This is a genomic window from Mesorhizobium sp. BH1-1-5 (genome assembly GCF_020165615.1).
GTDB lineage: Bacteria > Pseudomonadota > Alphaproteobacteria > Rhizobiales > Rhizobiaceae > Mesorhizobium.
This window is the reverse complement of sequence record NZ_JAIUIM010000008.1, coordinates 90,294-109,722: the sequence shown is the minus strand read 5'-3', so window position 1 is coordinate 109,722 and position 19,429 is coordinate 90,294. Positions and strand designations below refer to the sequence as shown.

The following is a 19,429-nucleotide window of genomic DNA, read 5'->3' as shown; positions in this document are numbered from 1 at the left end:
TGACCACGTGACATCACGACACGCCGCCCTTCGTGGACTTGCCATATCCCTTCTGCTAATCGGTTTAAAACGATCGAAATGGAGACCAGCATATGACCAGCAAGACCGAAAAGCTCCTGTCGCTCCTCAACGGTCAGCCGGTTATCCCGGTGCTCAAGATCGCCAATGTCGCCGATGCCGTGCCGCTCGCCCGTGCGCTTTCGCGAGGTGGTCTGCGGGCCATCGAGATCACGCTGCGCACCGCCGATGCGCTGGAAGCGATCCGCCGCGTCGCCGCCGAGGTCGAGGAGGCGATCGTCGGCGCCGGCACCATTCTCGATGCCAGGCAGTTCGGCGAAGCGGCAAGCGTCGGCTCGAAATTCATCGTCAGCCCCGGCATCACCAGCCAGCTTCTCGACGCGGCCAAGGACAGCCCGGTGCCGCTGCTGCCCGGCGCCATCACGCCCGGCGAGATCATGGCCGCGCGCGAAGCCGGCCTGCGCTTCCTGAAATTCTTCCCGGCCGAGCAGTCCGGCGGCATCGCTTCGCTGAAGGCCTTCGCCTCGCCGCTCGCCGACGTGAAATTCTGCCCGACCGGCGGCATAACGGCCAGGAACGCCGCCGACTATCTGAGCCTGTCCAACGTCATCTGCGTCGGCGGCTCCTGGGTTGCGCCCGACGATCTCATCAAGGCCGGCAAATGGGACGAGATCGAAGCGCTGGCACGTGAGGCGAGCAAGCTCAAGAAGTAATCGGCGCCTTCACCAGGGCAGCGCGCCGTTCTCGTCGAAATAGCCGCCCGTCGGTCCGCCCGGCTCCAGCGTCGCCAGCCGCACGATGATCTCGGCCGCCTGTCGCACCGTGCGGCCGCCCCTGTGCGCATTGAGGTCCGTCGCCGTGTAGCCGGGAGCAGCCGCGTTGACCATGACGCCGCGCGGCGCAAGCTCCCGCGCAAAGGCCAGCGTCACGGCGTTGAGCGCGGTCTTCGAACTGCCATAACCCATGACATTGGGCGACTGGCTGCTGCCGGCCGCGCGCGCCAGCGATCCGAGATAGCTGCTCACCATGACGATGCGGGCAGCGGGCGCCGCCAAAAGCAGAGGCAGGAATGCCTGGGTGACCCGCACCGGACCGAAGACGTTGACGTCATAGGTGGCTTGCATATCGGCGACACCCTCGCGGCTCGGCGGCCGCTGGTAGCGACCGTCCGGGCCAAGCGCGTCGACATAGCCGGGAGCGATGCCGGCATTGTTGACCAGCACCTCCAGGCCAGGCGACTGCGCCGCGACTGCCTTGGCCGCGGCCGCCACGCTGTCATCACTGGCGACGTCGAGCGCGAGCCACTCGACGTCCAACCCTTCGCCGCGCAGCGCTAGCGCAGCGGTCTCGCCGCGCTCGGCGTCGCGCGCGCCCAGCCACACCTTGTAATCCAGTGCCGCGAGCCGGCGGACGGTCTCGAGGCCGATGCCCTTGTTGGCGCCGGTCACCAGCGCGCTCTTCGTCGTCATATCCATGTCTCCTTTTCGATGACCCAGAGATGACGTGAACCGGCCAGCTTTGCGCGCCAAAAGCTCTCAGCCTCTTGCCTAATCCTCTCAACCGGAAATGAGTCACCGCCTCAGTTGGTTGCTTGGCCGCGGTGGATCGGCAATGCTGAAACGATGAACGAAGCGCTTCAGGAATTGATCTCGATCGCCGGCCGCCATGCGCGCGGGCGACGGACGAAGACGGCCATCCCGCGCGTCACTATCGGCCGCAGCGAGGTTCCGACGCCGCCGCTGCCCGAGCTTTGCCAGCCGACCACGCTGTTTGTCCTGCAGGGAACCAAAACGGTCCTGATCGGCGATCGCACGCTTGCCTACAGCGCCGGCAGCTATTTCGTCTATGCGGTTGAAACACCGGCCACCAGCCAGTTGGTCGAGGCGAGCGCCGCGCAGCCTTATATGGCGATTGCCTTCTCCCTCGATACCGAGCTGATCGCCGGCCTGCTCATCGACCACAAGCCGGCGATCGATGGCGACAGCTTCGTGACCAATCAAGTCGACGATTTGCTGCTCGATGCGTGGCGCCGGATGCTGCGGCTGCTCGACCGGCCGGCCGAGATTCCTGTCCTCGCGCCCATGCTCGAACGGGAGATCGCGTTCCGGCTTTTGCAAGGTCCGCAGGGCGAGAAGCTGCGCCAGCTCGCGCGCGCCGACGGCCGCCTGTCGCAGATCCGCCGCGCCACGGCGTGGATCCGGGCGCATTACAACGAGCCGATCGACGTGACGCAACTGGCCGAGCTGTCGCATATGAGCAACGCCGCTTTTCATCGCCACTTCAAGGCAGCGACGGCCATGAGTCCGATCCAGTACCAGAAGCAGCTCCGCCTGCTGGAGGCGCGCCATCTGCTGATCGCGCAACCGGGCAGCGCCGCGCATGTCGCCTTCACCGTCGGCTACGAAAGCGCCTCACAGTTCAGCCGCGAATATGCGCGCCAGTTCGGACTGCCGCCCGCGCGAGATGCCGCGCGGCTTCTATCGAAGGGCGAAGCGGCTGCGCTGGAGATCGACTGAACATGAAAAACCCGGTCGGCTTGCGCCGACCGGGTCAGTTGCCTGGAATGCGGTTATTTGCAGACCTTGACCTTGTCGATCACCTTGTGACCGTGCCGCCAATGCGTCACCAGCTTGGTGACGCAATGATGCTTGTGGGTCTTGATGATCACGGTCTCGGCCTGCGAGGGAGCGACCGCCGCCGATGCCGCAGCCAGCGCCAGAGCTGACGCCAATACAATCTTCTTCATGAATATCCTCAGTTTGGAACGAACTCGTTTTAACCCATCAATGGGGATCGCGTTCCAACCTCACGGGAAGTTTAGCCTGGCGTGAACATGCAGACATGGGAACGCCGATTCAGGTCGCCATATCTGGTTCCCGCTCATGGATTCGAACCACGATTCACGCCTTCAAAGGGCGCTGTCCTACCATTAGACGAAGCGGGAAGACTGGTTGGCCAAACAGGCAGGGCGCATGCCAATGAAAGATAAAAGCCGCGCTGGCGGACCAACGCGGCTTTGCGGCGGGCACGTTGGCTCGCCTATTTCGTTTGGAAGCGCGCGACCGAGAGGAACTTCACCGCGTTGCCGGTGAAGCGGCTTGCGTCCGGCACCTGGCCATCCATCTGGAAGCCGGCGGTATACACTTCGCTCGGCGGCGTGTGCACGATGTTGTAGGCATAGCGCGGCGCCGTCGTCGGGTCGGAAACCGAGGCGATGTTGGCACCGCTGCCCAGCGCCCAGCGCGCGGCCTGCGGCGGCGTCGCCACCACCATGGCCTTGGGTCCGGGCTTCAGATCGTGGGCGGACGCCCTGCCTTCCTTGGCCGTCGTTTTCACATTGCCGCCGATCGCCTGCGCGGGATTGGTCCCGGCCGGGAGGGCGGCGATAGCCTGGCGCGGCGAGGCTGCGTCGACGCCCGACGGATCGTTGAAGGCGGAGCGCGGCTCCGGTTCGGTCAGCGACGCGAGCTGGTATTCGGCGCCGCCACCATCGGCCCCAACGGTTGCATTGGCCTGTTCGAGAACGGCTTTGACCTCATCCTGCTTGCCGGGCTGCGGCCGTGCTGTCGGCAGCACGGAGAACGCGTCGGTCGCGCTCTTGTCCTGCGAAGCCGTTTCGGCCAGCGCCAGAAGCACGTTCTTGTCCTTCGGCGCGAATTCCGCCGGCGTCGAGCGGTCGGGACGCCAGGTCGGCAGCGGGATGTTGTTGACCGCCACCCGCACCGGATCGGTGCTCGCGGCCTCCGCGGCGCTGGCTGTGCCGAACGGAACCTTGTCCGGCACGGGCGCCTGGGCCGTCGCAACCGCTTGCTCCGTCGTCGCCGAGGCATCCGCCGTGGCGAACGGCACGTTCTGCGGCACCTGCTGGCCGACATCGACCTTAGGACGCGGCGCGAAGTCGGGCAGCGGGATTTCCTTGGGCGGCAGCGCGGCGATGATCGTCTCCGGCGTATCCTGCTCCGGCTGCTGCGAATCGTCGGCGCTGGCATCCGCGATCTGCGGGATGTTGGCGCGCTTGGCATCCTTCGGCGAGACAATCGCGATGCCCGGAAGGCTGCTGTTGCGTGCCGTGGCGGCGCTCGCGACCTGGACCTGCTTCACGGCTTTCTGCTGAGGCGCCGGGGCGCTCTCATCGGCGTCGTCGTCGGCCTCGTCGGCGCCGCCGCCGAACCAGGCAAACAGGCCGCCGGACCGCTTGGTCGAGCCGCCGGCGCTGGCCAGTTCGATGTTGGGCGTGCCGGAACCCTTGCGCGACTGATAGGCGGCCAAGGCCTGCTGATAGCCGGGCAACGGCTTGCCGTCGCTCGGCACATGCAGCGTCTTGCCGTTCGGGAACAGGCTGACCAGCTCCTGGCGGCTGATGCCCGGCCAATGGCGCACATTGCCGACATCCATATGCACGAAGGGCGAACCAGAGGTTGGGTAATAGCCGACGCCGCCGCCTTGCATCTTCAGGCCGATGTTGCGCAGCTTCTTCAGCGGCACGCCGGGGATGTAGAAGTCCATCGCCTTGCCGAGCATATGCTGGCTTTTCTCTGCGACGCCGCGGCTGCGCGAGCGCAGCAACGCATTGGTCGAGGGCGAGCGGTAACCGCAGACGACCTGGATATAGTCGGTCGCACCGGCTTCGCGATAGGCTTCCCAGACAAGGTCGAGCAGCCGCGGATCCATCTTGGTCGGCTCGTTGCGGCGCCAGTCGCGCAGAATGATGTTGATCTTGCGCAGGCCTTCCGGATCGTAGCGGCCATTGCGCTTGTAGACGATCTCGGCCTTTTCATGCGTGTGCAGGTGATAGAGCTTGAGCGTACGCACCTCAGCCCTGGCGCCTGACGCCACCGCGGACAGGAATCCGACGGCCAAAATCACGAACGTCAGCCACCTAGGCCAGACGCTCATGTGAAAATGCCGCCCGTTTTTGTGTCGTTCGATTTTGCTCAAATCAAATGGCTTTCAGGCTGCCGTTTGTCCCCGGATTTGACCAAACGGATGCGTCGTTTTCACATCCGAATATCGATCCTAATGGTTAATCATCGTTTATTGAAGCCGAAATGCGGTGATACCGTGGCGATATCCCGTCAAAAATGATGCACAGCATTTCGTGGTAAACCGCTGGTTTAGATCAAGAATCCGGCCTCGGCCAGAACACGATCTGTTACCGTTAGCGTTAATGCGTGATCCCCGCCAACGCCAACCGCTGAAAACCCATGGTTTTCACGTCAAAAGCGACAATTTGACTCGGATTTTAGGCGGGTAAGCTGGCTCGAGGCTTGCCTGTCATGAGGCGAGCCGGTCGACGCGGCCAGCTTCGGGGTCAATGCCATATTCCTTCAACTTGCGGTAGAGTGTCGAGCGGCCGATGCCCAACCGGCGGGCAACCTCGCTCATCTGGCCATTGTAATGATCGATCGCGAGCTTGATCATCTCGAGCTCGACATCGGCCAGCGCCCGCACATTGCCGCGCTCGTCCAACGCCCGAAGCGTTCCGAACCGCGGCTGCGGCCTGGCTGGCGCCTGGCCATCGGGCAAGCCGACCGCCATTGCCTCGGAAACGGCCTCGTCCGCCTGGCGGATCACGTCCGCGGTCGTCTCGGCGACGGCGTATGCCGGTTCCGCTCCGAGATTTACCGTTCCTTCCACCTGCGCCCGGATCTGCGGGAATTCCTCCTCGGTCAGCACATCGCCCTCGGCAAGCACCGACGCCCTGAAGACCGCATTCTCCAGCTGGCGGATGTTGCCCGGCCAGTCATAGGCCTGCAGCATCGCAAGCGCCGCGGCCGATATGCCGGCAAGGCGGCGGCGCGGATCGGTCGGAGCGACCTTTTCCATGAAATGCCGGACAAGGTAGGGAATGTCGTCGCGGCGATCGCGCAGCGGCGGCACGAAGATCGGGTAGACGTTCAGCCGGTAGAACAGGTCCTCGCGGAACTTGCCGTCCTTGACCTGCTGCAGGAGGTTGCGGTGCGTGGCCGAGATCAGGCGGATATCGACCTTGACGGTCGAGCGGCCGCCGACCGGATCGACCTCGCCTTCCTGCACGGCGCGCAGCAGCTTGACCTGGACGTCGAGCGGCAGATCGCCGATCTCGTCCAGGAACAGCGTGCCGGAATTCGCCTCGACGAATTTGCCGGTGTGCTTATCGGTGGCGCCGGTAAAGGAACCCTTTTCGTGGCCGAACAGGATCGATTCGACGAGATTGTCCGGGATCGCGCCGCAATTGACGGTGACGAACGGCTTCGAGCGACGGTCGCCGGTGCCCTGGATGGCGCGCGCCACCAGTTCCTTGCCGACGCCGGACTCGCCCTCGATCAGGATCGGGATGTTGGAGGCCGCCGCTTTCTGTCCAAGGCGTATCACCCGCTCCATAGCCTGGCTGCGCGTGATCATGTCCTTGAAGGTGAGATGGCCGCCGCCGCGTCGCCGCGATACGCGCTTCATCTCGTCCTCGACGGCCTCCACCTTGAGCGCGTTCGAGATCGCTGTCTGCAGCCTGTCGGGCGACGCCGGCTTGACGACGAAGTCGAAGGCGCCGTGCCGCATCGCCGAGACGACGGTCTCGATGCCGCCCTGGGCCGTCTGCACGATGACGGGGATGTTGATGGCGCGCTCGCGCATGGCCTTCAGCACGCCGATGCCGTCGAGGCCGGGCATGACGAGATCGAGAATGACGACGGAGACCTCGCGCGCGTTCGGCCCGTCGAGCACGTCGAGGCCGGCCTCGCCGCTATCCGTGACGATCGCGCTGTGGCCGAACTTGGTCAACGCGGCCTCGACCAGCCTGCGCTGCACCGGATCGTCATCGACTATGAGTATGGAACCTGTCATGACTGTTTGAGTTGTCCGCCCGAGAAAATCCCCATGGATCATCTTGGCACAGGGTTCTAAATAAGGTTTCAAAAAACCCGGTGAACGAATTCCTTAGGATTTGACCGGCTTCTCCTTTCCCTTTGATTCTGGCTCCTTGGTTCAAAAAAGGTATCGTTGATGCGCATGATGTTTGGTCAGCGGCTTGCGGCGTCGTCCGGCCAGGGCGCGGCGGGGCTTGGCGACCTGCCGGAGTGGAATCTTGCCGATCTCTATTCGGGCATGGAAGCGCCCGAGTTGAAGCGCGACATCGCCAGGGCGGCCAGCGAAGCCATCGCCTTCGAGACCCGCTGGAAAGGCACGCTGGCCGCGGAAGCCGGGCGCGGCGCCGCCGGCCGGCTGGGCGAGGCGCTGAAAGCTTATGAGGCACTCGAGGAACTGATCGGTCGCATCGTCTCGTATGCCGGCCTCGTCTATGCCGGCAACACCGCCGACCCGCAGCGCGCCAAGCTCTATGGCGACGTCCAGGAAAAGATGACGGATGCCAGCGCGCATCTCCTGTTCTTCGCGCTCGAGCTCAACCTGATCGACGATGCGGCGATCGAGAGCGCTCTGGCCGCCGACAAGGCCTTCGGCCATTACCGGCCCTGGGTGCTCGACCTCAGGAAGGACAAGCCCTACCAGCTCGAGGACCGCGTCGAGCAGTTGTTCCACGAAAAGTCGGTCACCGGGCGCGGCGCCTGGAACCGCCTGTTCGACGAAACGATGACGGACCTGCGCTTCGAGGTCGACGGCGAGGAACTGACGCTTGAGCCGGCGTTGAACCGGTTGCAGGATTCGAACGGCGAGGTGCGCCGCCGCGCCTCCGAGGCGCTGGCCGCGACCTTCCGCAAGAACCTGCGCACCTTCACCCTCATCACCAACACTTTGGCCAAGGACAAGGAAATCTCCGACCGCTGGCGCGGCTTCCAGGATATTGCCGACTCGCGCCACCTCGCCAACCGCGTCGAGCGCGATGTGGTCGACGCGCTGGCCGCGGCCGTGCGTGAGGCCTATCCGCGGCTGTCGCACCGCTATTACGCGATGAAGGCGCGCTGGCTCGGCATGGAAGTGATGAACCACTGGGACCGCAACGCGCCGCTGCCGGAGACGCCGCAGGCGGTGATCAGCTGGGACGACGCCAGGGACACGGTGCTTTCGGCCTACCAGCGCTTCTCGCCGGACATGGCCGAAATCGCCCGCGGCTTTTTCGATCGCAGATGGATCGACGCGCCGGTGCGGCCGGGCAAGTCGCCCGGCGCCTTCGCCCATCCGACGGTGCCGTCGGCGCATCCTTACGTGCTGCTCAACTACATGGGCAAGCCGCGCGATGTGATGACGCTGGCGCATGAGCTCGGCCATGGCGTGCACCAGGTGCTGGCCGCGGGCCAGGGCGCGCTGATGGCCTCGACGCCGCTGACGCTCGCCGAAACCGCCTCCGTCTTCGGCGAGATGCTGACCTTCCGCTCGCTGCTCGAGCAGACCAGCGACAAGCGCGAGCGCAAAGCCATGCTCGCCCAGAAGGTCGAGGACATGATCAACACTGTCGTGCGCCAGATCGCCTTCTACGAGTTCGAGCGCAAGGTGCATGCCGAACGCAAGAACGGCGAGCTGACCTCGGACAGGCTGGGCGAATTCTGGCTGGAGGTGCAGGCCGAAAGCCTGGGGCCGGCGATCAAGCTGCGCGAGGGCTACGAGGTCTTCTGGACCTACATCCCGCATTTCATCCACTCGCCTTTCTACGTCTATGCCTATGCCTTCGGCGATTGCCTGGTGAACTCGCTCTACGCCGTCTACCAGAATGCCGAGCGCGGGTTTCAGGAGAAATATTTCGAGATGCTGCGCGCCGGTGGCACGAAGCATCACTCCGAGCTTCTGGCCCCCTTCGGCCTCGACGCCACCGACCCCGCTTTCTGGCAGATCGGCCTTGGCGTGATCGGTTCGCTGATCGACGAGTTGGAGGCGCTCGACAATTGACGACAGCAACAGCGCAGGCATCGGCCGCAATAGTTTAGCCGGAACGCATATTAGCAAAGATCTATTCTTGCGCTAAATAGCTGTTCTTGAATAACTCTCCGGCGCATTTTCAACTAGCTTTCGACAAGCCATATGATAGCGTCCGGCCTCAAGCTCAGCCGGACGCATCGCGCAGGCCAGAGATGGCCGGCCGCTACGCTACGGCGAATGCGATGATGGCCGTCGGCTCCGGACAAGGCCGCACGCCGATGGCTCGATTGAAGCCGGCGGTTCCGCCGACCACGGAACCTTTGACGATCCTTGGCGTGAGCTCGTCTTTCCGGGCCTCGACCGACAGATCGGACTGGAGAGGGAAATGAGCACTTTCTTCTACATGCTCCTGGCGTTCGTTGTGGGCATCCTGGTTGGCTGGTTCATCTGGGGCCGCTTGCGCGGCGAACTCGACAGTCTGCGTGGCGATCTCGACCGCACCCGAAGCGAGCGCGACAGGCTGCGCGCCGACAGCGATCGGTTGAAGGGCGAGCTCGACGCCTGTGGCCGTGCCCGCGCCGATCTCGAAAGCCGGTTGCGCGACGCGCCTTCCGGCAAGGCCGGCACCGACAAAACCGCTGCGCCGGCGGCTGCGCTGATGTCGACGCCCGCTGCCGCGACCTCGGCAGCGACGAAGGCCGCCCCGGCGAAGCCGGCCGCGGCAAAGAAGACTGCGTCGGCGAAGCCTGCGGCCAAGTCCGCCGCACCCAAGAAGGTGGCAGCGCCCGCGGCCAAGAAAGCCGCCGCGCCGCAGGCCGCGACCGGCAAGGCCGACAATCTGCGCCGCCTCATCGGCATCGGCCCGGTCAATGAAAGACTGCTCAAAGGCCTGGGCGTCACCACCTATGCCCAGATCGCCGCCTGGACCGCCGACGACGTCAAACGCATCGAAGAGGTACTCAATTTCGACGGCCGTATCGCGCGCGAAAAATGGATCGAGCAGGCGAAACTGCTGGCCGCCGGCAACGAGGCCGAATTCGCCCGCCAGTTCCCGACGGCCGGAACCGCAAGCAACACCTGAACACCCTGCCTGTTGGCAGCAGGGCGGCGTCCTTACGGGCGCCGTCTTTGTTTTGGGCCAGCCGCCTTTGCGCCGCCCGACGCCGCTCTCTCGATTGCGCCACGCGGGGCCCCCATATAGAGCGGTCGACGGCGCTTTGTCCGCACCCTGAGGCCCATGTCCCTGCCCGCAGCCATTTTCCGCAACGACGCGACCGCTCGTCAGACGGTCTTCGACCGGCCGCGCGAGATCATCGTCGCGAACGACGCGGAAGAGTTCACGCCGGCGCTTGAAAGGGCGCAGGCTGCCTCGGACTCCGGCAAATGGCTGGCGGGCTATTTCTCATACGAAGCCGGTTACCTGCTCGAGCCGAAACTGGTGCCGCTGCTGCCCGAAGGCCGCCGTGCGCCGTTGGTCTGCCTCGGCGTCTTCGATGCGCCTGTCGAGCAGGCGGTGCCGCAAAACGCGGGCCCTGTCCGCAACGGCCCGATCTTCGACGCCAGGGCGACATGGTCCGCCGAGGACTATGCCGTCCGCTTCGCGCGTCTGCACAACCATATCCGCAAGGGCGATTGCTACCAGGGCAACCTCACCTTCGCGGTTCGCGCGCAATGGTCCGGCGATCCGCTCGCCGCTTTCGACGCGCTGACCGAACGCCAGCCGGTGAAATACGGCGCTTTGGTCTCGCTCGGCGACCCGATCGTCCTGTCGCGCTCGCCCGAATTGTTCTTCGAGATCGATGCCGACGGCATGATCGAAACGCACCCGATGAAGGGCACCGCGCCGCGCGGCGCGACCAAGGCCGAGGACGCGCGGCTGAAAGCCTTCCTGCGCAACGACGAGAAGAACCAGGCCGAGAACCGGATGATCGTCGACCTTTTGCGCAACGACATCTCGCTGATCAGCGAGGTCGGCACGCTGGACGTGCCGGAACTGTTCCGCATCGAGACCTATCCGACGGTGCACCAGATGGTAAGCCGCGTGCGGGCGAAGCTGTTGCCCGACATCGGCATCCGCCAGGTCTTCGCAGCGCTCTTTCCATGCGGCTCGATCACCGGTGCGCCGAAAATCCGCGCGATGGAAATCCTGCACGATCTGGAGGACGCACCGCGCGACGTCTATTGCGGCGCCATCGGCTGGATCGCGCCAGGCGGCAGGATGCGTTTTTCGGTGACGATCCGCACCATCTCGCTCTTTGCCGATGGCGAGGCCGTCTACAATGTCGGCGGCGGCGTCGTCTTCGATTCGACCGCCGAGGAGGAGTACAAGGAGTGTCTGCTGAAAGCGCGCTTCGCGACGGGAACGGTGCCGGCTTCGAGCTGATCGAGACCATGCGCTGGGAACCGGGTTCCGGCTTCCTGCGCTTCGAGCGCCACCTCGCCAGGCTTTATGCGTCCGCCGCCGAACTCGGCTTCGCCTGCGATCCCGGGCGGATCGGCGAAGTGCTGTCGAACACCGTTGGCGGGCACGGGACTGCCTTGCGCGTGCGCCTTGCCCTGCAGCGTAACGGCGAAGCGACGGCTGCCGCTCAAGCCTACGAACCGCTGCCGGTCGACAAGGTCTGGCGGCTGCAGTTGGCGCGCATCCGGCTCGATTCCGGCGACATGCTGCTGCGCCACAAGACAAGCCGCCGCGAGACCTACCAGCATGCGCGCGCGGAATATCTCGCCACCCGCGCCGACGAAGTGGTTTTGGCCAACGAGCGCGGCGAGCTCTGCGAGGGCACGATCACCAATCTCTTCGCCGACTTCGGCGACGGGCTGCTCGCCACGCCCCGCCTCGACTGCGGCCTCTTGCCTGGAATATTGCGCGGCGCGCTTCTGGACGAAGGCCGCGCCGTGGAAGCGATCTACAGCTTCGACGACCTGAAGGCGGCGAAGGCGATCTTCGTCGGCAATTCGCTGCGCGGGCTGATCCCTGCGACGCTCGGCTGACTGGAGCAGCCGACGATTTTCTGTTTGAAGAATGCATGACCATTCGCCAGCCGACCCATACGCCCTATGACGGGTCTTCAAAACTCTTCACCATCGGGCTGAAGCCGCTCGACTTAGCTCTCTGGATCGAAGTCGATGAATTCCTGTTGCCGCATTTGGCCGAAAAGCGGCGGCTCTATGCGGAGATACCCGAAAAGGTCTTTGTCGAGGAAGACGGCACCCGCGACGCTCAGCGCGAAGTGCTGGACCTGCTCGTAGCCCACCTCGAAGCCGCGCATCCCGGCACGCACCGCCGCAATGGAGCGGATGTCGAGCCCGTCGGTTTCGAGGCGGCGATCGACCGACTGCCTCCTGCCCTGCGCCAGGCGCCGCTCGCACAGGCTTCGCTGCTCGTCCAGGAAGACCTGATCCTGATGCGCCGCGACGAGCGCGGCTGGCGGCTCGCCGCCGGCTCGCTCTGCTTCCCTTCGTCCTGGTCGCTGCAGGAGAAATTCGGCAAGCCGCTGCAGGAAATCCACGAACCGGTGCCAGGATTCGGACCCGGCACCCGGCCAGCCGAACTCATCAACCGCATGTTCGACGGCTTGCAGGGCCAGGCGGTCGAACGCTTCAACTGGTCGATCCAGGCGGATGACAGGCTCTATCATCCGCTTTCCAATGTCGAGCGCATCGATCGCGCCACCAACCGCCCGAGCCGCTTCCCCGACAGTGATATCGACGCCCACGCCTTCATCCGCGTCGAACGCCAGACGCTGCGCAAGTTGCCGGAGTCGCGCGACATCCTGTTCACCATCCGCATCCACCTCGATCCGCTCGCCGTGCTGGCACGGCATCCGGACCGGGCGACGCTGGCGGCCTCGTTCGCGGAGCAGCTCCTGGCCCTCGACCAGCAACAACTCGACTACAAGGGCCTGACCGCCGACCGCGACCGCCTGGTTGCATACCTCAACGGCATCGACAGATCGGCTTAACCACAGGTCAAGTCGGCTTGACCGGCGATTGGCGCTTTTCGCTGGTTTATGACAATGATCTGTGGTGTAGCGCTTGGCCGTCGGGCGAAAAGCGCCCGGTTTTGCGCGTGTTTGAAGGAGTGCTCGAAAAAATGGCGAATGAAAACTGGCCCGTTTACGGTGAAATCACCGGTCCTGTCGTGATGATCGGCTTCGGCTCGATCGGGCGGGGAACGCTGCCGCTGATCGAGCGCCATTTCAAGTTCGACAAGTCGCGCATGACGGTCGTCGACCCGCGCGATACCGACCGCAAGCTGCTCGACGAGCGTGGCATCGCCTTCGTCCAGGAAGCCGTGACCGAGAAGAATTACAAGAAGCTGCTCACGCCGCTTCTGACCAATGGCGGCGGCCAGGGTTTTTGCGTCAACCTGTCGATCGACACCGGCTCGGTGGACCTGATGAAATTGTGCCGCAAGCTCGGTGTGCTCTACATCGACACCGTCGTCGAGCCGTGGCTCGGCTTCTATTTCGACGCCGAGGCCGACAACGCCAGCCGCACCAATTACGCGCTGCGCGAGGCGCTGATCAAGGAAAAGCAGGACAAGCCCGGCGGCCCGACGGCGGTCTCCACCTGCGGCGCCAATCCCGGCATGGTCTCGTGGTTCGTCAAGAAGGCGCTGGTCAACCTCGCCACCGATCTCGGCCTCGATTTTTCCGAGCCTGCGCAGGAAGATCGCGAGGCCTGGGCCAGGCTGATGAAGAAGGCCGGCGTCAAGGGCATCCATATCGCCGAGCGCGACACACAGCGCACGAAGAAGCCGAAGCCGATGAACGTGTTCTGGAACACCTGGTCGGTCGAAGGCTTCATTTCGGAGGGCCTGCAGCCGGCCGAGCTCGGCTGGGGCACGCATGAGAACTGGATGCCGAAGAACGGCAAGAAGCACAAGCACGGCTCCAAGGCGGCGATCTATCTGGAGCAGCCCGGCGCCAACACGCGCGTGCGCAGCTGGTGCCCGACACCAGGCGCGCAATACGGCCTGTTGGTAACGCACAACGAGGCGATCTCGATCGCCGACTTCTTCACCGTGCGCTCGAAGAAGGGCAAGCTTCAATACCGCCCGACCTGCCACTACGCCTACCATCCCTGCAACGACGCCCTGCTGTCGCTGGACGAGATGTTCGGCGCCGCCGGCAAGCCGCAGCCGGTTCACCACGTGCTCGACGAGAACGAGCTGGTCGACGGCGTCGATGAGCTCGGCGTGCTGCTCTACGGCCACGACAAGAACGCCTACTGGTATGGCTCCCAGCTGTCGCTGGCCGAGGCGCGCAAGCTCGCCCCCTACCAGAACGCCACCGGCCTGCAGGTCACCTCGGCGGTGCTCGCCGGCATGGTCTGGGCGCTGGAGAACCCGACGGCCGGGATCGTCGAGGCCGACGAGATGGACTACCGGCGCTGCCTCGAAGTGCAGTCGCCTTATCTCGGGCCTGTCAGGGGCTACTACACCGACTGGACGCCGCTGGACAACCGGCCGGGCCTCTTCCCGGAAGACCTGGACAAGGACGATCCGTGGCAGTTCCGCAACATTCTGCTGCGATAGCAGTCTGCCTGCCAGAGCAATTCCAGGAAAAGCGTGAAACGGTTTTCCGTCGGGGATTGCGCAAAAACAAGGAGATAGAGCGCCTCGCCGTTTCCGTGAAATGGCAAGACGCTCTGCCTCGCCGCCTTGCAATCGCCCGGAAATCGGGCGATTGAAAGGAGCGGACTGAGGAGAGGATTTTTCAAAATGACCATTGCGCGCAAACTGCTTTCGGCAGGCGCCGCGGCTAGCCTTCTGGCTGCGGCCGCCTGCACCACCACCGGTCCCTCGGAGCCCCCGCCCATGGCGGCCCCCAAGGGCGTCGAGGGCAACTGGATCGATGCCAAGGGCACCGGCCTGTCGACCTTCGCGGGCGGCAAGTTCACCACCGTTGCCACCGACACCGGCCAGAAGCTGTCGGAAGGCAGCTACACCATGACCGGAGCGACCTCGGTCGAGATCCACGGCACCTCACTGATCCGCCAGACGCCGGTCAGCTTCAACTGCCTGATGGTCTCCACCAGCCAGCTCAACTGCACCAGCGCCAGCGGCCAGAATTTCGTGCTGACGCGCCGGGCTTGAGGGCCCGCGATATCCAGCGGAAAGGGCGGCGGCGCGGGCCACCGCCCTTTTTTGTGCCGGCAAACATCTCCCTGATTTGTGCTTGCATCGACCGGAACCCGATGTGAACATGACCCGAGGCTGACTGTTATTTTCCAGTCAAGCGAGGGCTTTAAGCACGTTCCAGGTCAGCTTATCCGGGAGACGAGAATGAAGAAGATTGCCGCCGTCCTAGCCCTGTCCGCCTCGACCCTCGGCCTGTCGGCAGGCGTGTCCTTTGCCGACTACACGCTGAACATCCTGCATTTCAATGATTGGCACAGTCGCATCGAAGGCAACAACAAATACGAGTCGACCTGTTCCGCCGACGAGGAGACCAAGGGCGAGTGCATCGGCGGCGCCGGCCGGCTGGTCACCGCGATTGCCCAGGAGCGCAAGAAGCTCGAAGGCCAGAACGTGCTGCTGCTCAATGCCGGCGACAGCTTCCAGGGATCGCTGTTCTACACCACCTACAAGGGCGCCGTGGAAGAGGAATTCCTCAATGAGATCAAGCCCGACGCCGTGACGCTCGGCAACCACGAATTCGACGACGGCGAGACCGCGCTTGTGCCTTACCTCGACAAGGCGAAATTCCCGATCGTCAGCGCCAATGTCGTGCCCAATGACAAGTCCGGCGCCGCGGGCAAGATCAAGCCGTCGATCGTCGTCGAGGTCGGCGGCCAGAAGATCGGCATCGTCGGCGCCGTCACCAACGACACGCTGGAACTCGCCTCGCCCGGCCCGAACATCGCCATCGCCGACGATGTCAAATCGATCACGGCCGAGGTCGAGAAGCTGAAGGCGCAAGGCATCAACAAGATCATCGCGGTGACGCATATCGGCTATAACCGCGAGCGCGACGTCATAGCGAAAATCCCGGGTATCGACGTGGTGGTCGGCGGCCACAGCCACACGCTTCTGTCCAACACCGATCCGAAGGCGGCAGGCCCCTACCCGACGATGGTCGACAACCCCGACGGCTACAAGGTGCCGGTGGTGCAGGCGGCCTCCTACTCGAAATATCTCGGCGAGTTCAAGGTCGTGTTCGACGACAACGGCAACGTCAAGGAGGCCAGCGGCGCGCCGATCTATCTCGACAAGTCGATCGTCCCCGATCCGGCCGTGCTTGCCCGCATCAAGGAACTCGGGGCGCCGATCGAGGCGCTGAAGAACAAGGAGGTGGCCGAGACCACCAAGCCGATCGACGGCAGCCGCGAGAATTGCCGCGCGCATGAATGCGAGATGGGCAATCTCGTCTCTGACGCCATTCTCGACCGCACCAAGGGCCAAGGCGTCGAGATCGTCATCTCGAACGGCGGCGGCCTGCGCGCCTCGATCGACCAGGGCACCGTGACCATGGGCGAGGTGCTGACCGTGCTGCCATTCCAGAACACGCTGGCGACCTTCAAGATCTCGGGCAAGGACCTGGTCGCCGGCCTCGAAAGCGGCCTCAGCCAGATCGAGGACGGCGCCGGCCGTTTCCCGCAGGTTGCCGGCATCAAATATTCCTTCGACAAGTCGGTCGCGCCCAATGCCGGCCGCGTCAAATCGGTCGAGGTGATGGAAAACGGCGCCTGGACGCCGATCAATCCCGACAAGCAGTACCTCGTCGCCACCAACAACTATGTCCGCCAGGGCGGCGACGGCTACAAGGTCTTCGCCGACAAGGCGACCGACGCCTATGACTACGGCCCCGGCCTGGAGCAGGTGGTGGCCGACTATCTCGGCGCGCATCGGCCCTACACGCCGAAGCTCGACGGCCGCATCACCGAGGTTGCGGCAACGACCGCGGCCGCCGAGCCGGCAAAACCAGCCGAGGCAGCAAAACCGGCAGAGACCACGCCGGCTGCGAGCGAACCGTCAATGCCGGCTCTGCCTTCGGGTTCCAGCGACATCGCCGGCACGCCGCCGAGTGTCTCGACCGAGGCCGCTCCGGCATCGGAGGGCACGAAGCCGGCTGAACCCGCCCCGGCGACCCCTGCTCCGGCCCCAGCCGCCGAGCCGGCCAAGCCAGCGGCTGCGCCCGCCGAAACCAAGCCGGCCGAAACCAGCCATACGGTCGCCGCCGGCGATACCTATTGGGACCTGGCGAAGAAGGCCTATGGCGACGCCACCAAGTGGAAGCTCATCTCCGAAGCCAACAAGGGTTATAAACCACGCCGCCTGCCGCTCGGCGCGACGTTGACCATTCCGCCGGCCGCGAAGTAATCGACCAGCCGAATTCATGGCACCCGCCCGGGCAACCGGGCGGGTGTTCCTTTTCCGGGCCCAAACACGATAAGGTGCGGCCAGACGCAGCATTGAAAACCGGCAGGGCATCGCTAGTTTCGCGGCGCTACCGGAGACTGTTCATGACGCTTGCCAGCCCCACCGATGCCAAAGCCGCTAAGGCCGTCGGTTCGCTGTCCGCCGACGCCGCGCCCGTCATGGCGGGCAAGATCGGCATCATGCTGGTCAATCTCGGCACGCCCGACGGCACCGACTTCAAGCCGATGTGGCGGTATCTCAGGGAATTCCTCTCCGACCCGCGCGTCATCGAGCTCAACAAGGCGATCTGGTACCCGATCCTCTATGGGCTGGTCCTGACCACCCGGCCAAAGAAATCCGGCGCCAACTACGCCCGGATATGGAACAGGGAGAAGAATGAATCGCCGCTGCGCACTTTCACCCGCGCTCAGGGCCAAAAACTGGCCGCCGCGCTTGCCGACCTGCCCGATGTGGTGGTCGACTGGGCGATGCGCTACGGCAATCCCTCGACGGCAAGCGTCGTTCAAAAACTGGTCGACCAGGGCTGCGAGCGCATACTGACCTTTCCGCTTTACCCGCAATATTCGGCGACGACAACGGCGACGGCCAACGACCAGCTGTTCCGCGCGCTGATGAAGATCAGGCATGCGCCGGCGATCCGCAGCGTGCCGCCCTACTATGACGAACCGGTCTATATCGAGGCGCTGGCCCGTTCGATCGAGAAGCATCTGGAGACGCTCGATTTCGTGCCGGAGGCGGTGATCACCTCCTACCATGGCATCCCCAAACCCTATTCCGACAGGGGCGATCCCTACCGGGCGCACTGCCTGGAGACGACGCGGCTGCTTCGGGCAAGGCTCGGCTGGGACGAGAAGAAGCTCATCACCACCTTCCAGTCGCGTTTCGGCGCGCAGGAATGGCTGCAGCCCTATACCGACGTGACCGTCGAGAAGCTGGCCAAGGACGGCGTAAAGTCGATCGCCGTCGTCAATCCAGGCTTCTCCGTCGACTGCATCGAGACGCTGGACGAGATCGGTCGCGAGGCTGCCGAAACCTTCCATCACGCCGGCGGCAGGAATTTCGCCCATATCCCCTGTCTCAACGACAGCGCCGAGGGCATGGCCGTGGTCGAGGCGCTGGTGCGGCGGGAATTGTCGGGCTGGATTTAACCGCCTTTGGCGGCTGCTGCGAAAACTGGTACGCAAAAGCCTTCGCTAACCAATATTCGCGATCACCTGATTGTAACGCTGCGGAAACACACTTAAGTGATTCCGTGAAGTCGGTGCCTATTGAGGGAGATACGAAATGGGCTTCAGCGGTTTCGACATTGCCATCATTGTTCTTGTTTTCCTGGTTATCATCCTTCTTTTCAAGGGTATCAAGACGGTACCGCAAGGTTACAACTACACGGTGGAGCGCTTCGGCCGTTACACCAAGACGCTGACCCCTGGCCTCAACATCATCAACCCCATCTTCGAGCGCGTCGGCGCCAAGATGAACATGATGGAGCAGGTGCTCGACGTCCCGACGCAGGAAATCATCACCCGCGACAACGCCATCGTCGGCGTCGACGGCATCGCCTTCTACCAGATCCTCAACGCCGCTCAGGCGGCCTACCAGGTTGCGGGACTGCAGAACGCCATCCTCAACCTCACCATGACCAACATCCGCACCGTCATGGGCTCGATGGACCTCGATGAATTGCTGTCGAACCGTGATGCCATCAACGAACGCCTGCTGCGCGTCGTCGACGAGGCCGCGCATCCATGGGGCATCAAGATCACCCGCGTCGAGATCAAGGACATCAATCCGCCCGCGAACCTCATTGAATCGATGGGCCGGCAGATGACCGCGGAGCGCAACAAGCGTGCCCAGATTCTCGCCGCCGAAGGCCTGAAGCAGTCGCAGATCCTCGAGGCCGAAGGCCGCAGGGAAGCCGCCTTCCGCGACGCCGAGGCGCGCGAGCGCTCGGCCGAGGCCGAGGCCAAGGCGACGCAGGTCGTGTCGGAAGCCATCGCCAAGGGCGACGTCCAGGCGCTGAACTACTTCATCGCCCAGAAATACACCGAGGCGCTGACCAAGATCGGCTCGGCTACGAACAGCAAGATCGTGCTGATGCCGCTGGAGGCCTCGTCGCTGATCGGCACGCTCGGCGGTATCGGCGAAATAGCCAAGGAAGTGTTCAAGAACGACGGCAGCACCGGCACGCAGCGGCAAGCGGCGCGCCCGCCAGTGGTACGCCCGAACGAGAACTGA

The 19,429-nt window shown here is 64.2% G+C and carries 16 protein-coding genes and 1 tRNA gene; 12 read left to right on the top strand and 5 right to left on the bottom strand.

Features of this window, described 5'->3' with window-relative positions:
* Positions 1-92 precede the first annotated feature (92 nt).
* Positions 93-731 (top strand): 2-dehydro-3-deoxy-phosphogluconate aldolase, encoded by a 639-nt coding sequence (locus LB572_RS13030; protein WP_224667991.1) that lies wholly within the window; start codon positions 93-95, stop codon positions 729-731.
* A gap of 9 nt (positions 732-740) precedes the next feature.
* Here LB572_RS13030 and LB572_RS13025 read toward each other — a convergent pair whose 3' ends face one another.
* The gene (locus LB572_RS13025; RefSeq protein WP_224667990.1) at positions 741-1,487 is read right to left on the bottom strand and encodes an SDR family NAD(P)-dependent oxidoreductase; all 747 of its coding nucleotides are present in this window, start codon (positions 1,485-1,487) and stop codon (positions 741-743) included.
* 153 nt (positions 1,488-1,640) lie between these two features.
* On the opposite strand from LB572_RS13025, the gene LB572_RS13020 reads away from it, so the two are divergent.
* Positions 1,641-2,534, top strand: a complete 894-nt coding sequence (locus LB572_RS13020) for an AraC family transcriptional regulator (protein WP_224667989.1) — start codon at positions 1,641-1,643, stop codon at positions 2,532-2,534.
* 53 nt (positions 2,535-2,587) lie between these two features.
* Here the strand turns inward: LB572_RS13020 and LB572_RS13015 are convergent, their stop codons facing one another.
* The 4 genes from LB572_RS13015 to LB572_RS13000 all read right to left on the bottom strand — a co-directional run bounded on the left by LB572_RS13015 (position 2,588) and on the right by LB572_RS13000 (position 6,840).
* The gene (locus LB572_RS13015; RefSeq protein WP_224667988.1) at positions 2,588-2,764 is read right to left on the bottom strand and encodes a hypothetical protein; all 177 of its coding nucleotides are present in this window, start codon (positions 2,762-2,764) and stop codon (positions 2,588-2,590) included.
* A gap of 124 nt (positions 2,765-2,888) precedes the next feature.
* Positions 2,889-2,962, bottom strand: a tRNA-Gln gene (locus tag LB572_RS13010).
* 95 nt (positions 2,963-3,057) lie between these two features.
* Positions 3,058-4,914 carry a DUF882 domain-containing protein gene (locus tag LB572_RS13005; RefSeq protein WP_224667987.1) on the bottom strand — a complete coding sequence of 619 codons (1,857 nt, stop codon included), beginning with the start codon at positions 4,912-4,914 and terminating at the stop codon, positions 3,058-3,060.
* A gap of 378 nt (positions 4,915-5,292) precedes the next feature.
* Positions 5,293-6,840, bottom strand: a complete 1,548-nt coding sequence (locus LB572_RS13000) for a sigma-54-dependent transcriptional regulator (protein WP_140803170.1) — start codon at positions 6,838-6,840, stop codon at positions 5,293-5,295.
* A gap of 159 nt (positions 6,841-6,999) precedes the next feature.
* Here LB572_RS13000 and LB572_RS12995 point away from each other — a divergent pair, with 159 nt between their 5' ends.
* From LB572_RS12995 to LB572_RS12950, 10 genes are all read left to right on the top strand, one after another.
* Positions 7,000-8,835 (top strand): M3 family oligoendopeptidase, encoded by a 1,836-nt coding sequence (locus tag LB572_RS12995; protein ID WP_224667986.1) that lies wholly within the window; start codon positions 7,000-7,002, stop codon positions 8,833-8,835.
* A gap of 355 nt (positions 8,836-9,190) precedes the next feature.
* Positions 9,191-9,886, top strand: a complete 696-nt coding sequence (locus LB572_RS12990; protein ID WP_224667985.1) for a proton-conducting membrane transporter — start codon at positions 9,191-9,193, stop codon at positions 9,884-9,886.
* A gap of 156 nt (positions 9,887-10,042) precedes the next feature.
* Complete coding sequence (locus LB572_RS12985) at positions 10,043-11,188, top strand: aminodeoxychorismate synthase component I (protein WP_224667984.1); 1,146 nt, start codon at positions 10,043-10,045, stop codon at positions 11,186-11,188.
* Positions 11,137-11,799 (top strand): aminotransferase class IV family protein, encoded by a 663-nt coding sequence (locus tag LB572_RS12980; protein WP_224667983.1) that lies wholly within the window; start codon positions 11,137-11,139, stop codon positions 11,797-11,799. The genes LB572_RS12985 and LB572_RS12980 overlap by 52 nt, the downstream gene beginning before the upstream one ends.
* Before the next feature lie 35 nt (positions 11,800-11,834).
* Positions 11,835-12,770 carry a heme-dependent oxidative N-demethylase family protein gene (locus LB572_RS12975; RefSeq protein WP_224667982.1) on the top strand — a complete coding sequence of 312 codons (936 nt, stop codon included), beginning with the start codon at positions 11,835-11,837 and terminating at the stop codon, positions 12,768-12,770.
* 131 nt (positions 12,771-12,901) lie between these two features.
* Positions 12,902-14,347: a homospermidine synthase gene (locus LB572_RS12970; RefSeq protein WP_224667981.1), complete on the top strand. Its 1,446-nt coding sequence runs from the start codon at positions 12,902-12,904 to the stop codon at positions 14,345-14,347.
* Between the two features lie 186 nt (positions 14,348-14,533).
* Positions 14,534-14,908: a hypothetical protein gene (locus LB572_RS12965; protein ID WP_040990409.1), complete on the top strand. Its 375-nt coding sequence runs from the start codon at positions 14,534-14,536 to the stop codon at positions 14,906-14,908.
* Between the two features lie 189 nt (positions 14,909-15,097).
* The gene (locus LB572_RS12960; protein ID WP_224667980.1) at positions 15,098-17,134 is read left to right on the top strand and encodes a bifunctional metallophosphatase/5'-nucleotidase; all 2,037 of its coding nucleotides are present in this window, start codon (positions 15,098-15,100) and stop codon (positions 17,132-17,134) included.
* A 143-nt stretch (positions 17,135-17,277) separates the two neighbouring features.
* Positions 17,278-18,342 (top strand): ferrochelatase, encoded by a 1,065-nt coding sequence (hemH, locus tag LB572_RS12955; RefSeq protein ID WP_224667979.1) that lies wholly within the window; start codon positions 17,278-17,280, stop codon positions 18,340-18,342.
* A gap of 136 nt (positions 18,343-18,478) precedes the next feature.
* Positions 18,479-19,429 (top strand): SPFH domain-containing protein, encoded by a 951-nt coding sequence (locus LB572_RS12950; RefSeq protein ID WP_140810600.1) that lies wholly within the window; start codon positions 18,479-18,481, stop codon positions 19,427-19,429.

Bases quoted from the DNA above. Each gene is read 5' to 3' on its own strand.
- LB572_RS13030 (WP_224667991.1), top strand. From the start codon at position 93: ATGACCAGCAAGACCGAAAAGCTCCTGTCGCTCCTCAACGGTCAGCCG.
- LB572_RS13025 (WP_224667990.1), bottom strand. From the start codon at position 1,487: ATGACGACGAAGAGCGCGCTGGTGACCGGCGCCAACAAGGGCATCGGC.
- LB572_RS13020 (WP_224667989.1), top strand. From the start codon at position 1,641: ATGAACGAAGCGCTTCAGGAATTGATCTCGATCGCCGGCCGCCATGCG.
- LB572_RS13015 (WP_224667988.1), bottom strand. From the start codon at position 2,764: ATGAAGAAGATTGTATTGGCGTCAGCTCTGGCGCTGGCTGCGGCATCG.
- LB572_RS13005 (WP_224667987.1), bottom strand. From the start codon at position 4,914: ATGAGCGTCTGGCCTAGGTGGCTGACGTTCGTGATTTTGGCCGTCGGA.
- LB572_RS13000 (WP_140803170.1), bottom strand. From the start codon at position 6,840: ATGACAGGTTCCATACTCATAGTCGATGACGATCCGGTGCAGCGCAGG.
- LB572_RS12995 (WP_224667986.1), top strand. From the start codon at position 7,000: ATGCGCATGATGTTTGGTCAGCGGCTTGCGGCGTCGTCCGGCCAGGGC.
- LB572_RS12990 (WP_224667985.1), top strand. From the start codon at position 9,191: ATGAGCACTTTCTTCTACATGCTCCTGGCGTTCGTTGTGGGCATCCTG.
- LB572_RS12985 (WP_224667984.1), top strand. From the start codon at position 10,043: ATGTCCCTGCCCGCAGCCATTTTCCGCAACGACGCGACCGCTCGTCAG.
- LB572_RS12975 (WP_224667982.1), top strand. From the start codon at position 11,835: ATGACCATTCGCCAGCCGACCCATACGCCCTATGACGGGTCTTCAAAA.
- LB572_RS12970 (WP_224667981.1), top strand. From the start codon at position 12,902: ATGGCGAATGAAAACTGGCCCGTTTACGGTGAAATCACCGGTCCTGTC.
- LB572_RS12965 (WP_040990409.1), top strand. From the start codon at position 14,534: ATGACCATTGCGCGCAAACTGCTTTCGGCAGGCGCCGCGGCTAGCCTT.
- LB572_RS12960 (WP_224667980.1), top strand. From the start codon at position 15,098: ATGAAGAAGATTGCCGCCGTCCTAGCCCTGTCCGCCTCGACCCTCGGC.
- hemH (WP_224667979.1), top strand. From the start codon at position 17,278: ATGACGCTTGCCAGCCCCACCGATGCCAAAGCCGCTAAGGCCGTCGGT.
- LB572_RS12950 (WP_140810600.1), top strand. From the start codon at position 18,479: ATGGGCTTCAGCGGTTTCGACATTGCCATCATTGTTCTTGTTTTCCTG.